Origin of the sequence: Aurantiacibacter aquimixticola (genome assembly GCF_003605475.1) — a bacterium.
In the GTDB taxonomy this organism is placed as follows: domain Bacteria; phylum Pseudomonadota; class Alphaproteobacteria; order Sphingomonadales; family Sphingomonadaceae; genus Alteraurantiacibacter; species Alteraurantiacibacter aquimixticola_B.
In genome coordinates, this window is sequence record NZ_RAHX01000001.1 from 494,428 (window position 1) to 507,471 (window position 13,044).

The following is a 13,044-nucleotide window of genomic DNA, read 5'->3' on the forward strand; positions in this document are numbered from 1 at the left end:
TAAGGTCAGTTCTTTTCGAAGGCGACCGTGATATCGAGTTCCACCTCGTCACCGATTGCCGGCACGGCAAAATCCATGCCCCATTCGGAACGCTTGATGGTGGTTGTCCCATGAAAGCCCACGGTCTGTGCCTGGCTGCGCGGGTTTTCGCCCATGCCGGATAGCTCTGCCGCAATCGTCACAGGGCCGGTCTGACCGTTGAGCGTCAGTGCGCCAGTGATATTCGCCGTGGTCGGCCCCGTCTGCTCGACGCTGGAGGACACGAAGCGCGCATCGTCGGCATCGGGTCCGAAGAAATCGGGCGCGGCGCCGTCCTCCCCGGGACGCAGCATGTGCTCTCGCAAGCCTTCGCTGACGACGGCAAGCGAGCTGATCGGCAGCCGCACGTCGACGGAAGAATTGGCCATATCGGCAGTGTCGAGCACAAGCGTGCCCTCCGCATCGCCAAACAGGCCGAAATAGTCATTAAAGCCGAAATGGCTGACCCGCCACTCCACCAGTGTGTGCGCCGGATCGGTGCTGTAGGTGCCGGATTCGATGGCGCTCGTATCCATCGCATGTTGCCCGTGCTCATGCGTATCGGCGATGGCACCGGTGGCGGATAGCGCGGCGACGGAGCCGGCGGCAGTTAGGGCAATGATGGTTTTGCGCATGGTCAGTCTCCCGGATTGCGAACGTCGGATGTGGTGACGCAGCGGCGCAAGTCCAGCACCTTTAGTTCTTCGCCTTGTCCACCAGCTTGTTGTCGCCGATCCACGGCATCATGGCGCGCAGGCGTGTGCCGACCTCCTCGATCGGATGCGCCTCCTGCCGCTTGCGCGCTGCCTTCATCTCAGGATTGCCAACCGCGTTGTCCGTCATGAAGCGCTGCACGAATTTGCCGCGCTGGATGTCGTCGAGAACGCGCTTCATTTCGGCCTTCGTTTCATCCGTGATGACGCGTGGACCGGTGTGATAATCGCCATATTCGGCCGTGTTGCTGATCGAATAGCGCATATTCGCAATGCCGCCTTCGTACATCAGGTCGACGATCAGCTTGGTTTCGTGCAGGCATTCGAAATAGGCCATTTCCGGCTCGTATCCCGCCTCGACCAACGTCTCGAACCCGGCGAGGACGAGGTGGCTGATGCCGCCGCAAAGCACGGCCTGCTCGCCGAACAGATCGGTTTCGCATTCATCCTTGAAAGTCGTTTCGATAATCGCGGAGCGGCCCGCGCCCATTGCGCCCGCATAGGCGAGGGCGAGCTGCTGAGCGAAGCCGTTGCCTCCACTGCCGGAGCCTTCCTGGTGCACGGCGATCAGGGCAGGCACGCCGCGACCTTGCTCATACTCATTGCGGACGGTGTGACCCGGCCCCTTCGGCGCGATCATGATGACGTCGAGATCCTCGCGCGGCTCGATCAGCCCGAAATGCACATTCAGGCCATGCGCGAAGGCGAGGGCGGCTCCTTCCTTCATGTTGTCGCGCAGATCGTTGCGCCAGATTTCGGACTGATATTCGTCCGGGGCGAGCATCATGACGATATCAGCCCACTTCGCCGCGTCCGCATTGGACATGACAGTGAAGCCCGCGGCCTCCGCCTTCTTTGCCGTTACCGATCCTTCACGCAGTGCGACGCGCACTTCGCCTGCACCGCTATCGCGCAGATTCTGTGCGTGCGCGTGGCCCTGACTGCCATAGCCGATGATGGCGATGTTGCGGCTCTCGATCAGATTGCGATCGGTATCGGCGTCGTAATAGACTTTCACTGCGTGAATTCCCCGTATTCGTGGTTCGTATGTGTTTTCAGGCGCCTTCGCTGCCGCGCATCATGCCGACTATGCCGGAGCGGCCGACTTCGACAAGGCCCAACTGGCGCATCAGGACGATGAAGCTGTCCACTTTGCTGCTGGAGCCGGTGAGTTCGAAGACGAAGCTTTCGGGCGTGGTATCGACCACGCTGGCGCGGAAGACTTCGGCGGTGCGCAACGCCTCGACCCGCGTTTCACCCGTACCGCGCACCTTCACCAGCGCCAGCTCGCGTTCGACATGCGGACCTTCCTCGGTGAGATCGATGACCCGGTGCACCGGCACCAGCCGCTCCAGCTGCGCCATGATCTGGTCGATCACCTGCGGCGGACCGCCGGTGACGATGGTGATACGGCTGATCGCATGGTCCTCACTGATGTCGGCCACGGTCAGGCTGTCGATATTGTAGCCGCGCGCTGTGAACAGACCGGTGATCTTGGCAAGAATGCCCGGTTCGTTATCGACGGTGACGGTAAGGACGTGGCGTTCGGCCTCGCGGTGCTGGATTTTCATGAGCCTATACCAGCGCCTTGGCTTCGTCCGCCATGATGCCGCTGGTGCGATCGCCGTGGAGCAGCATGTCGGTATGCGCCGCGCCCGAGGGGATCATCGGGTAGCAATTCGCCTCTTTCGACACGTGGCAATCCACCATCACCGGGCCGTCATGGGCGAGCATCGCCTCGATCCCGCTGTCGAGCTGGCCGTCATCCTCTATCCGAATGCCCTTCCAGCCATAGGCTTCGGCGAGCTGCACGAAATCGGGCAGGCTGTCCGAGTAGCTGTTCGAGTAGCGGCTTTCATAGGTCAGTTCCTGCCATTGGCGGACCATGCCCATATACTCGTTGTTCAGGATGAAGACCTTGACCGGCAGGCGAAACTGGCTGGCCGTGCCAAGCTCCTGGATATTCATCTGGATGCTCGCTTCGCCCGCAATGTCGATGACGAGGCTGTCCGGATTGCCGAGCTGCGCGCCGATGGCGGCGGGGAGGCCATAGCCCATCGTGCCGAGACCGCCGCTCGTCAGCCATTTGTTCGGGCCCATGAACCCGAAATATTGCGCCGCCCACATCTGGTGCTGGCCAACTTCGGTGGTAATGATCGGATCGCGGTCCCTCGTCGCTTCGAACAGACTCTGTACCGCGCGCTGGGGCATGATCTCTCCGGAGCGGTCGGGATAGGCAAGGCTGTCGCGCGCGCGCCAACCGGCGATGCGCGCCTTCCATTCGCCGAGATCGCGGCCCCGGCGATCTCCCCAGCATTCGACAAGCTGATCGAGCACATGCGCACAATCGCCCACGATGCCGAGATCGACCGGCACGATCTTGTTGATGCTGGAGCGGTCGATGTCGATATGTATCTTCTTGGAATTCGGGGCAAAGGCGTCGAGTCGACCGGTCACCCGGTCATCGAAACGCGCGCCCACGCAGACCATGACGTCGCACTGGTTCATGGCCATGTTGGCTTCGAACGTGCCGTGCATGCCGAGCATGCCGAGCCAGTCGGGGTGATGCGCTGGAAATGCGCCTAGGCCCATCAGCGTCGAGGTTACGGGCGCGCCTGTCAGCTGCTGGAAGCGGCGCAGCAATTCGCTGGCGCGTGGGCCTGCATTGATGACGCCGCCGCCAGTATAGAGGATCGGGCGCTCGGCATTCGCGATCATCTCCACCGCTTCGGCGATTTCCTCCGGCGCACCGACCATTCTCGGCTCGTAACGCTTGCGCCGCTTCGCCTTGCCATCGGGCAGCATGGCGGTGGCGATCTGAACGTTCTTCGGAATGTCGACCACTACCGGGCCGGGCCTGCCGGTCGTGGCGATTTCGAAGGCTTCCTCGATAGTTGCGGCGAGGTTTTCGGGATCCTTCACAAGATAATTATGCTTCGAACAGTGGCGCGTCAGCCCCACCGTGTCGGCTTCCTGGAAAGCATCCGTGCCAATCAGATTGGTCGGCACCTGCCCGGTGATGACCACGAGCGGGATGGAATCGAGGAAGGCGTCGGCGATTCCCGTGATCGCGTTCGTCGCGCCCGGACCGCTGGTGACGAGCACCACGCCCGGCTTGCCGGTGGAGCGGGCATAGCCTTCCGCTGCGTGGGCAGCGCCGGCTTCGTGGCGTACGAGGATATGGCGCAGGCGTTCATCGCCGAACAACTCATCATAGATCGGCAGGACTGCACCGCCGGGATAGCCGAACACGAATTCGACACCTTGCCGCACCAGGCTCTCCACCAATATCGCTGCGCCGCTGCGCTCTTGAGACACGAATTCCTCCATCCCCCTAGAAAAACGACCCGGCGCAATCGCTTGCACCGGGTCAGATTGGGGGTTCTGCGACGTCCGGAATATAGAAATAAACTATCTTGTCAAGGGCAGATCACGAAATATAGTTGCAAACTGCGCCTGCTTGACAATATCTTTCGGGTCGCGTCGAGGCCACTCCAATGGAGGCTGGTGGCGCAGCCAGGTGTATTGCCGCTTCGCATAATTGCGCGTCGCCTGCTGCCCTTTCGCGATTGCCTCCTCCCGCGACCATTTACCGCGCAGATGGCCTGCGATTTCCGGAACACCGATGGCGCGCATCACGGGCAGGTCCGGTGAGAGACCTCGCGCGAGGAGCGCCTCGACTTCCTCTACCGCGTCGTTCTGCATCATCTGTTCGAACCGCGCATCGCAGCGCGCGTAGAGCGTTTCGCGGTCCGGCAGCAGGACAAGCGGAGCCAGCGCCACGCTGTCCGCGATCCCGCCTTCCTTGCGCGCCTGCCAATCGCCGAGCGTCCGGCCCGTTGAGCGCACGACTTCGAGCGCGCGTGCAATGCGCTGACGGTCCCCCGGGGCCAGGCGCTCGGCGCGATCCGGATCCTCGACCTTCAATGCGGCAAAGGCGTCGGCCACGGGCAGCGCGCGCACCGCATCGCGCACAGCCGCGTCGATTTCGGGAATCGGCGCAATGCCATCCAGCAGTGTGCGAATGTAAAGACCGGTTCCGCCGACCAGGATCGGCAGCACACTCGCCAGATGAGCATTCGCGATCTCTCGCTTCGCTGCCGCCGCCCATTCCGCCGCAGAGCATGCCTCCGCCGCGTCCCAAGTGCCGAACAGGCGATGCGGCACACCCTGCATTTCATCCTCGGTCGGCCGGGCAGAGAGCACTTGCAGATCGCTATAGACCTGCGCGCTGTCGGCATTGATGACGACGGCCTTGCCATCAACCGCCAGCGCCAGTTGCACGGCGAGATCGCTCTTGCCGCTTGCGGTCGGCCCTGCAATGAGCGCAAGCCTCTTGTCCGAAAGGTTCTCCCCCGTGGTCATCGCCCGCCTGATAGCAGACCCGGCCACACTGGAAAGCGCGCTCGACGCGATGACCGCGCAGCTGCGCGACACTCCAGTGCCGGTGGCGCGTGCGGCGATGCTCGATTTCTGCGGCGACGTGCTTCAAGTGGAAATCGCTGGCGACGACATGGCCACCCTGCGCGCTGCGATGGACGCCCACTTCCCGCACAGTGACGCGATCATCGCGCGGGACGCGATCCGAGTGCCCGATGTGTTCGTTTCTGACATGGATTCGACCATGATCGGGCAGGAATGCATCGACGAACTCGCCGACTTCGCTGGGCTGAAACCGCAGATCGCCGCCATCACCGAACGCGCCATGCAGGGCGAACTCGATTTCGAAAGCGCCTTGCGGGAGCGGGTGGGGCTGCTCGAGGGGCTGGAAGAGGACGCGATAGAACGCTGCCTCGCCGAGCGCATCCGACCGACCGAAGGCGCGCGGGCGCTGGTCGAGACGCTGAAATCGCGCGGTTGTCGCACCGTGCTGGTGACGGGCGGTTTCCACCATTTCGCCGATCCTGTGGCAGACCAGCTCGGTTTCGAACGCGTGGTCGGCAACCGGCTCGAAGTGTCCGGCGGCAAGCTGACCGGCGGTCTCGTCGGCGGCATCACGGACAGCGGGACCAAGCGCGCTGTTCTCGAAGAAGAAATGGGGAAACGCGCCGACACCGCCGTCAGCATGGCGGCGGGCGACGGCGCGAATGACATTCCGATGCTGGAGGCCTCGACTTACGGCATTGCCTACCGCGCAAAGCTCAAGGCGCGCGCAGCGGCCAATGGATGGGTCGAGCGGGGCGATCTGACGAGCCTGCTCAAGTTGCTCGAGATACCGGAAAAGGATTGGGTTACCGGGTAATTCTCCCCCTCCCCGTTCCGGGGAGGAACTATAGCCAGCTGGAAATCTGCTCCAGTGGCTTTTTCCTTATGGCATGTTCGGGCACCGTCGCGCCTTCTCCGGGCAGCCCGGCCACCACTATCATCAGCGGTTTTTCGTTCTTCGGCCTGCCACACAGAGCGCGCAAAAAGCCCATGGGTGAGGGCGTATGCGTCAGCGTAGCCAGCCCCGCCTCGTGCAGCGTAGAAATGAGCATGCCGCAGGCGATGCCGACGCTTTCATTGACGTAGTAATTCTGCGTTTCGCCATCCTCCGCAATCCCGCCGGTGCGCTGGGCGAAGCAGGCGATCAGCCACGGCGCGGTTTCGAGATAGGGCTTGCTGGCGTCGGTTCCGATCGGGGCGAGGGCATCGAGCCATTCCTCGCTCGCCTTGGGCTTGTCGCCCTCCTCGCCGTAGAAACGCCGCTCCTCGGCCTCTGCTGCCTCGCGCACGGCCCGCTTCTTTTCCGGCGACCCGATGACGGCAAAATGCCAGGGCTGGTGGTTCGCGCCATTGGGCGCGGTTCCGGCGGCGCGAATGGCGTATTCGATCACTTCGCGTGGCACCGGCGTATCGGCGAAATCGCGGCAGGAGTGGCGTGTCCTGAGCTGTTCGAACGCGGCGTGGGCGCGGGCCACGCGCTCCTCGTCTGTGAAGTCGGGCAAAGCGGGGAAGGGGTGGTGCTTCTCGCTCATCTGGGGAGACTAGCGCTCCATCCACTCTACGAAGAAGCTGCGATGCGCGTCCCGCATCTCGGCAACGCTTTTGCCGAACAGAATATCGCCGCCGGTCTTGCCGATGCGGGTGAAGCCCACCGCGGCCGTCTCGTCATTCTCGGTGCCCTTGGACAGCGCTTCGTTCAACGCTTCGGTATCGGGCACGGTGACGACATAGCGGCCCTGGTCCTCGCCGAACCACCACTGCGCGTCGGTGTAATTGGAATGGCCTTCTTCCAATTCCGCGCCAATTCCGCCCGCCATCGCCATTTCGGCCAGGGCGACGGCCATGCCGCCGTCGGAAATGTCGTGCACCGCGCTCACCAGCCCGTCTGCGATTAGTTCGCGGATGATGCCGCCGGCGGCTTTTTCGAGGATGAGATCGGTCGGCGGGGTGCGCCCCTCGTCGCGGCCATGCACGACTTGCAGCCAGAGCGATTTGCCCAGATGCGAGCGTTCGGGATCGGCGGTCGCCCAGGCCTCGGGGGCGATCAGGTAGATCGTCTCGCCCGCCGCCTTGAACGGCATGGTCATCATGCGATCGTAGTCGTCGATCAGGCCGACCCCGCCGATGGCGGGCGTGGGCAGGATGGCGGAGCCGCCGCCTGTCGCTTTACTCTCATTGTAGAGGCTGACATTGCCCGACACGATCGGGAAATCGAGCACTTTGCACGCGCGGCCCATGCCCTCGAGCGCGTGGACGAATTGCGCCATGATCTCGGGCCGCTGCGGGTTCGCGAAGTTGAGGCAATTGGTGACGGCGAGTGGCCGCGCGCCGACGGCGCAGAGGTTGCGATACGCCTCGGCAATTGCCTGCTTGCCGCCTTCATAGGGGTTCGCATGGACGTAGCGCGGCGTGCAGTCCGTGCTGATGGCGAGAGCCTTTTTCGTGCCATGTACGCGCACGACGCCCGCATCGCCGCCGGTCTGCAGCGTATCCGCACCGACCTGGCTGTCATATTGCTCGCTGATCCAGTTGCGGGAGGCGAGATTGGGGCTGGCGAGCAGCTTCAGAAGGTCGCCGCCGATATCGTCGGTATCGGGTCGCTCGGTCATGGGGGCGATGCCCGCCCAGTCGAGATAGTCGTCCATCGAAAGGTAAGGGCGATCATATTCCGGCGCGTCGGCGGCGAGCGGACCGAGCGGGATATCGCACACCACCTCGCCGTGGAATTCGAGCACCATGTGCCGCGTATCGGTGACTTCACCGATGACCGCGAAATCGAGCTCCCATTTCTCGAAGATGGCCTGCGCCATGGCTTCCTTGCCGGGCTTCAACACCATGAGCATGCGCTCCTGGCTTTCGCTCAGCATCATTTCGTATGGCGTCATGCCGTCTTCGCGGCAGGGCACCTTGTTCATGTCGAGCCGGATGCCCGCCTTGCCATTGGTCGCCATCTCGACGCTGGAGGAGGTCAGGCCCGCCGCGCCCATGTCTTGTATGGCGACGATGGCATCGGTCGCCATCAGTTCGAGACAGGCTTCGATCAGCAGCTTCTCGGTGAACGGATCGCCAACCTGCACCGTGGGGCGCTTCGCGTCGGCGTCTTCCTCGAAATCGGCACTGGCCATGGTCGCGCCGTGGATACCGTCGCGTCCGGTCTTGGAGCCGACATAGACGATGGGGTTTCCGACACCGGTCGCTGCGCTGTAGAAGATCTTGTCCGCATCGGCCACGCCCACCGTCATCGCGTTGACGAGGATGTTACCGTCATAGGCCGGGTGGAAATTGGTCTCGCCGCACACTGTCGGCACGCCCACGCAATTGCCGTATCCTCCAATGCCCGCAACCACGCCCTGCACGAGGTGTTTCATCTTCGGATGATCGGGCCGCCCGAAGCGCAGCGCATTGGCATTCGCCACCGGCCGCGCGCCCATGGTGAACACGTCGCGCAATATGCCGCCAACGCCCGTCGCCGCGCCCTGATAGGGTTCGATATAGGAGGGGTGGTTGTGGCTCTCCATCTTGAAAATGGCCGCCTGGCCGTCGCCGATATCGATGACGCCAGCATTTTCGCCCGGGCCGCAGATCACCCATGGTGCCTCGGTCGGCAGCTTCTTGAGGTGCAGGCGGCTCGACTTGTAGGAGCAATGCTCGCTCCACATGACCGAGAATATGCCGAGCTCGACAAGGTTCGGTTCCCGGCCCAGCGCGTGAAGCACGCGCTCATATTCGTCCTCGGAAAGCCCGTGCTGGGCGACCACTTCGGGGGTGATATCTGACATGCGCCGCGCTTTAGCGAGCAGGGTGGTGAGGCGCTAGCCCTGCGGGCGGCGATTTTCCCCGCTCAGGCGAGTCTGAGCGCGGCCCCGCATGCGATTGTGCTTGCGATGCTGGTGGCGAACGTGCCCCAGGCGATATCGGCAATGCTAATATGCCACGCCCACACCTTCATCACCGCCTGGCTGGTGAAGTCGAAGGTCGCGTAACACACGAACCCAAGGATCGCGCCGTTCAGCGCCGCGGTAAACACGTTGCCGGTTTCCAGCCCGGGGCGGATCGCGAACCACGTCATCCCGCCGATATAGATCAGATAGAAGGCGATTGCCGGACCCATGCGGAAGCTTTCCGCCATGATTTCCCCGATCACGGGGCGATAGAGATTGTCCGACGCCCAGCGCAGCCACACCGAATCCAGCGCGCCGAAGGCCACCGCAGCGGCGATATAGGCGATAATCCACTTCAACATGCGCAGGCTCCTTCGCGCCTGCTTGACCCTGCGGCCCGCCAGCGTCAATGGTCGCCATATGGGAGAACACGCTCCGAATATCGCCGACATGAGTTTCGAGCAGGCCTTGAAAGCTCTCGAAGACACTGTGCGCCGCCTCGAAGGCGGTGAAGTGCCGCTCGATGAAAGTATCGCGCTTTACGAACGTGGCGAGGCCCTGCGGCGGCATTGCCAGGCGCGGCTCGACGCGGCCCAGGCGCGGATCGAGAGGATCGTCGCCGGGCCGGATGGCAAGCCGACCGGCACACAACCCTTCGATGCCGAATAGGGCTGCGGGCTGATGGGGCTAGTGATCGCGGACGACGTGCTCGGCAGGGGACTTCAGCGCATCCAGCGCGAGGTGGACGACGCCTTCGATGGGCTGCTGCCCGTGCCAGAAGACAGCAGCGCGACACTTGTCGAGGCCATGCGCTATGCCGCCATCGGCGGCGGCAAGCGGGTGCGACCGCTGTTGCTGGTGTCCGTGGCGGAGATGTACGGGGCGAGCCGCGCGGCGGCGGTCTATGCAGGATGCGCGATTGAAGCGATCCACGTCTATTCGCTGATCCACGACGACTTGCCCTGCATGGACGATGACGATCTGCGCCACGGCAAGCCGACCCTGCACAGGAAATATGACGAGGCCATCGCAGTGCTGGCGGGCGATTCCCTCCACGCGCTGGCCTTCGAGATTTTAGGCGGAATGAAGGTCAGCGAAGATCCATTTATTCGCGCCGAGCTGGTCCACGCGCTCGCTTCCGCCAGCGGCCACAAGGGCATGGCGGGCGGCCAGGTGATGGACATCGCTGCTGAGAGCGCGAAGGGCGAGCTCGATCTGCACACCATCACACGGCTGCAGCAGCTGAAGACCGGCGCGCTGCTCGGCGCGGCAGTCGAAATGGGCGCGGTGCTCGGCAAGGTGCCCGAAGAGGGCAGAGCGCATCTGCGCGCCTATGCCCGCGATATCGGCCTCGCCTTCCAGATCGCCGACGATTTGCTGGATGAGGAAGGTGACGAAGAAGTGGCGGGCAAGGCGCTTCGCAAGGATGCCGATGCGGGCAAGGCGACTTTCGTTTCGCTGATGGGGATCGATGATGCCCGCGCACAGGCAAAAGCTCTGTCCGAGCAAGCCATCGGACATCTGTCCCAGCATGGCGAGGAAGCGGACCTGCTGCGCGCGCTCGCTCGCTTCATCGTGGAGCGGGATCGGTGAGCGCGAAGACGACACAGGGGCGCATCGGCATTTATCCCGGCACGTTCGATCCCGTCACGCTTGGCCATGCGGACATCATCCGGCGGGGCAGCAAGCTGGTCGACACGCTGATCGTCGGCGTCACGACCAATCCGAGCAAGAACCCGATGTTCACGCCCGACGAGCGGATCGCAATGATGCGCGCGGAGGTCGAGCGGCTCGCCCTCGACAATGTCGAGATACAAGGCTTCGACGCGCTGCTGATGAAATTCGCCGACCATGTGGGTGCGGGCGTCATCATTCGCGGCCTGCGCGCGGTCGCTGATTTCGAATACGAATATCAGATGGCCGGCATGAACCAGCAGATCGACGATTCGATCGAGACGGTCTTCCTGATGGCCGATATCTCGCTTCAACCCATTGCCAGCAAGCTGGTGAAGGAAATCGCGCTGTACGGCGGTGACATCACACCTTTCGTCGCGCCGCCGGTGAAAGCCCGCGTGGAAGAGCGTGTTGCCGAGATCGGCCGGAAGGGTGAATACTGATCCCCGGCGCTGCCCCGCATGTTCATTGAACTGTCAGCCCACCGCTCCTAGAGCATCGCGCAATCGTTAACGCCATTTTTGGACGGATTTTCTCATGTTTCGCACCCTCGCGCTTTCCGCCGCTGCGGCCATCGCCTTTTCGACGCCTGCCGCCGCACAGGACACGGCACTGACGCCGGCCGTAGACACGGTGGCCGAAACAAACACCACGGCGCGGCGCCTGCCTGTTACCGTCAACTTCGACATGGCGCAGGAGCAGGAGAATATTCTGCTTCTCGACCTATCGACAGGCGAGCGTGTGGCAATCCGCCTCGTCCCCGAATGGGCGCCCAACCATGTCGAGCGGATCAAGACGCTCACGCGTCAGGGTTTCTACAACGGCGTGATCTTCCACCGTGTGATCGACGGCTTCATGGCGCAAACCGGCGATCCGACCGGCACGGGCGGCGGCAATAGCGAGCTGCCCGACCTGGAGGAGGAGTTCAATTACCTGCCGCACGTGCGCGGCAGTGTTTCGATGGCGCGCGCCGATGATGAAGACAGCGCGAACAGCCAGTTCTTCATCGTGTTCTACCCGACCTTCGCGCTGGACCGGAATTACACCAATTTCGGCCGCGTGATCTCGAACATGCCCGCCGTGGATGCCATTGCGCGGGGTGAGCCGCCCATCAATCCCACGCGGGTCTTGCAGGCGAGCATCGCGGCAGACGGACTCCCGCAGGCGATGCCGCAAGCAGTGCAGGTGGAAGAGGAAATCACGCTCGACATGCTGAACGCGCCGGTCGGGGAGTAATCCTCGCCATCCGCGTTGCGCTGCGCTAGCGGCGCTTTCGTGAAAGTCGACCTTTTCGATTTCGAGCTACCGCAAGAGCTGATTGCGCTGCGCCCGGTGCGGCCGCGCGATGCGGCGCGCTTGCTGGTTGCGCGTGGCGATGCTTCGCTGGAAGATCGCGGCGTCCTGGACCTCCCCGGCCTGCTCGAACCAGGCGATCTGCTCGTTTTCAACGATACTCGGGTGATCCCCGCGCAGCTGGAAGGCAGGCGGGGAGAAGCGAAGATCGGTGCCACGCTGCACAAGCGGATCGATCTGAGGCGCTGGCAGGCGTTCATCCGCAATGCAAAGCGTTTGCGCGAAGGTGACACGATTGCATTCGGCGGCGATGTCGAGGCCGTGGCGGAGCAGCGGCATGCCGATGGCTCCTTCACGCTTGGCTTCGCGGGCGATGAGCCGGTCGAGGTGATGCTTGAGCGGGCGGGGCGCATGCCGCTGCCGCCCTATATCGCCGGCAAGCGCACCACGGACGAGCGGGACCGCGAGGATTATCAGACGATGTTCGCGCGGGAGGATGGTGCCGTTGCCGCGCCCACCGCTGCACTGCATTTCACGCCGCGGCTGATCGAGGCATTGGAAGCGCGAGGGGTGAAGCGCGAAACGCTCACGCTGCATGTCGGCGCGGGCACATTCCTGCCGGTAAAGGCCGAGGATACGGACGATCACGCCATGCACGCCGAGTTCGGGCGGATAGAGGCGGACACGGCGAAACGCCTGAACGCCGCGCGGGAGGCCGGTGGCAGGCTGATCGCGGTCGGCACGACGAGCCTGCGTCTGCTCGAAAGCGCCGCCGATGCAGATGGCGTGATCCAGCCGTTCGCGGCGGACACTGACATCTTCATCACGCCCGGTTACCGATTCCGTGCGGCGGATGGCCTCATGACCAACTTCCACCTGCCGAAATCGACGCTGATGATGCTGGTGAGCGCGCTGATGGGCCGCGAGCGAATGATGACGGTCTACGCCCACGCCATCGCCGAGCGATACCGGTTCTACAGCTATGGCGATTCCAGCCTGCTGATCCCCTGATCGCTTGCCAAGCGCGGCGTTCATGGCCA

General features: G+C 63.4%; 14 protein-coding genes. 6 read left to right on the forward strand and 8 right to left on the reverse strand.

Going from position 1 to position 13,044, the window contains the following annotated elements; translation table 11 throughout:
- Positions 1–5: 5 nt before the first annotated feature.
- The 5 genes from D6201_RS02570 to miaA all read right to left on the reverse strand — a co-directional run bounded on the left by D6201_RS02570 (position 6) and on the right by miaA (position 5,096).
- Entirely contained in the window at positions 6–653 is a 648-nt protein-coding gene (locus D6201_RS02570) for a YceI family protein (RefSeq protein ID WP_120047276.1), read from the reverse strand.
- A 61-nt stretch (positions 654–714) separates the two neighbouring features.
- Positions 715–1,749 carry a ketol-acid reductoisomerase gene (ilvC, locus tag D6201_RS02575; RefSeq protein WP_120047277.1) on the reverse strand — a complete coding sequence of 345 codons (1,035 nt, stop codon included), beginning with the start codon at positions 1,747–1,749 and terminating at the stop codon, positions 715–717.
- A gap of 37 nt (positions 1,750–1,786) precedes the next feature.
- The gene (ilvN, locus tag D6201_RS02580) at positions 1,787–2,302 is read right to left on the reverse strand and encodes an acetolactate synthase small subunit (RefSeq protein WP_120047278.1); all 516 of its coding nucleotides are present in this window, start codon (positions 2,300–2,302) and stop codon (positions 1,787–1,789) included.
- 4 nt (positions 2,303–2,306) lie between these two features.
- Positions 2,307–4,049 carry a biosynthetic-type acetolactate synthase large subunit gene (gene ilvB, locus D6201_RS02585; protein ID WP_120049150.1) on the reverse strand — a complete coding sequence of 581 codons (1,743 nt, stop codon included), beginning with the start codon at positions 4,047–4,049 and terminating at the stop codon, positions 2,307–2,309.
- A gap of 93 nt (positions 4,050–4,142) precedes the next feature.
- A complete protein-coding gene (gene miaA, locus D6201_RS02590) occupies positions 4,143–5,096 on the reverse strand; it encodes a tRNA (adenosine(37)-N6)-dimethylallyltransferase MiaA (protein ID WP_120047279.1) in 954 nt (317 codons plus the stop codon).
- Here miaA and serB point away from each other — a divergent pair.
- Positions 5,053–5,973: a phosphoserine phosphatase SerB gene (gene serB, locus D6201_RS02595; RefSeq protein WP_422664691.1), complete on the forward strand. Its 921-nt coding sequence runs from the start codon at positions 5,053–5,055 to the stop codon at positions 5,971–5,973. The genes miaA and serB overlap by 44 nt on opposite strands.
- A gap of 28 nt (positions 5,974–6,001) precedes the next feature.
- On the opposite strand, the gene D6201_RS02600 is transcribed toward serB, so the two are convergent.
- The 3 genes from D6201_RS02600 to D6201_RS02610 form a co-directional block, all read right to left on the reverse strand.
- A complete protein-coding gene (locus D6201_RS02600) occupies positions 6,002–6,688 on the reverse strand; it encodes a nitroreductase family protein (RefSeq protein WP_120047281.1) in 687 nt (228 codons plus the stop codon).
- A gap of 9 nt (positions 6,689–6,697) precedes the next feature.
- Positions 6,698–8,935, reverse strand: a complete 2,238-nt coding sequence (gene purL, locus D6201_RS02605) for a phosphoribosylformylglycinamidine synthase subunit PurL (protein WP_120047282.1) — start codon at positions 8,933–8,935, stop codon at positions 6,698–6,700.
- 62 nt (positions 8,936–8,997) lie between these two features.
- Positions 8,998–9,399, reverse strand: coding sequence for a DUF2177 family protein (locus D6201_RS02610; RefSeq protein WP_120049151.1), 402 nt, complete (start codon positions 9,397–9,399; stop codon positions 8,998–9,000).
- Between the two features lie 58 nt (positions 9,400–9,457).
- Between D6201_RS02610 and D6201_RS02615 the strand changes: the two genes are divergently transcribed.
- The 5 genes from D6201_RS02615 (at position 9,458) to queA (ending at position 13,015) form a co-directional block, all read left to right on the forward strand.
- Positions 9,458–9,706: an exodeoxyribonuclease VII small subunit gene (locus D6201_RS02615; RefSeq protein WP_120047283.1), complete on the forward strand. Its 249-nt coding sequence runs from the start codon at positions 9,458–9,460 to the stop codon at positions 9,704–9,706.
- 12 nt (positions 9,707–9,718) lie between these two features.
- Positions 9,719–10,630 (forward strand): polyprenyl synthetase family protein, encoded by a 912-nt coding sequence (locus D6201_RS02620; protein WP_120047284.1) that lies wholly within the window; start codon positions 9,719–9,721, stop codon positions 10,628–10,630.
- Positions 10,627–11,154: a pantetheine-phosphate adenylyltransferase gene (coaD, locus tag D6201_RS02625; protein WP_120047285.1), complete on the forward strand. Its 528-nt coding sequence runs from the start codon at positions 10,627–10,629 to the stop codon at positions 11,152–11,154. The genes D6201_RS02620 and coaD overlap by 4 nt, the downstream gene beginning before the upstream one ends.
- A 94-nt stretch (positions 11,155–11,248) precedes the next feature.
- Positions 11,249–11,947, forward strand: coding sequence for a peptidylprolyl isomerase (locus tag D6201_RS02630; protein WP_120047286.1), 699 nt, complete (start codon positions 11,249–11,251; stop codon positions 11,945–11,947).
- A gap of 39 nt (positions 11,948–11,986) precedes the next feature.
- Positions 11,987–13,015 (forward strand): tRNA preQ1(34) S-adenosylmethionine ribosyltransferase-isomerase QueA, encoded by a 1,029-nt coding sequence (queA, locus tag D6201_RS02635; protein WP_120049152.1) that lies wholly within the window; start codon positions 11,987–11,989, stop codon positions 13,013–13,015.
- The last annotated feature ends 29 nt before the right edge of the window (positions 13,016–13,044 follow it).

Excerpts from the sequence above, each read along its gene's own strand:
- D6201_RS02570 (WP_120047276.1), bottom strand. The coding sequence starts at position 653 with ATGCGCAAAACCATCATTGCCCTAACTGCCGCCGGCTCCGTCGCCGCG.
- ilvN (WP_120047278.1), bottom strand. The coding sequence starts at position 2,302 with ATGAAAATCCAGCACCGCGAGGCCGAACGCCACGTCCTTACCGTCACC.
- serB (WP_422664691.1), top strand. The coding sequence starts at position 5,053 with ATGAGCGCAAGCCTCTTGTCCGAAAGGTTCTCCCCCGTGGTCATCGCC.
- miaA (WP_120047279.1), bottom strand. The coding sequence starts at position 5,096 with ATGACCACGGGGGAGAACCTTTCGGACAAGAGGCTTGCGCTCATTGCA.
- D6201_RS02600 (WP_120047281.1), bottom strand. The coding sequence starts at position 6,688 with ATGAGCGAGAAGCACCACCCCTTCCCCGCTTTGCCCGACTTCACAGAC.
- purL (WP_120047282.1), bottom strand. The coding sequence starts at position 8,935 with ATGTCAGATATCACCCCCGAAGTGGTCGCCCAGCACGGGCTTTCCGAG.
- D6201_RS02610 (WP_120049151.1), bottom strand. The coding sequence starts at position 9,399 with ATGTTGAAGTGGATTATCGCCTATATCGCCGCTGCGGTGGCCTTCGGC.
- D6201_RS02615 (WP_120047283.1), top strand. The coding sequence starts at position 9,458 with ATGGGAGAACACGCTCCGAATATCGCCGACATGAGTTTCGAGCAGGCC.
- D6201_RS02620 (WP_120047284.1), top strand. The coding sequence starts at position 9,719 with ATGGGGCTAGTGATCGCGGACGACGTGCTCGGCAGGGGACTTCAGCGC.
- D6201_RS02630 (WP_120047286.1), top strand. The coding sequence starts at position 11,249 with ATGTTTCGCACCCTCGCGCTTTCCGCCGCTGCGGCCATCGCCTTTTCG.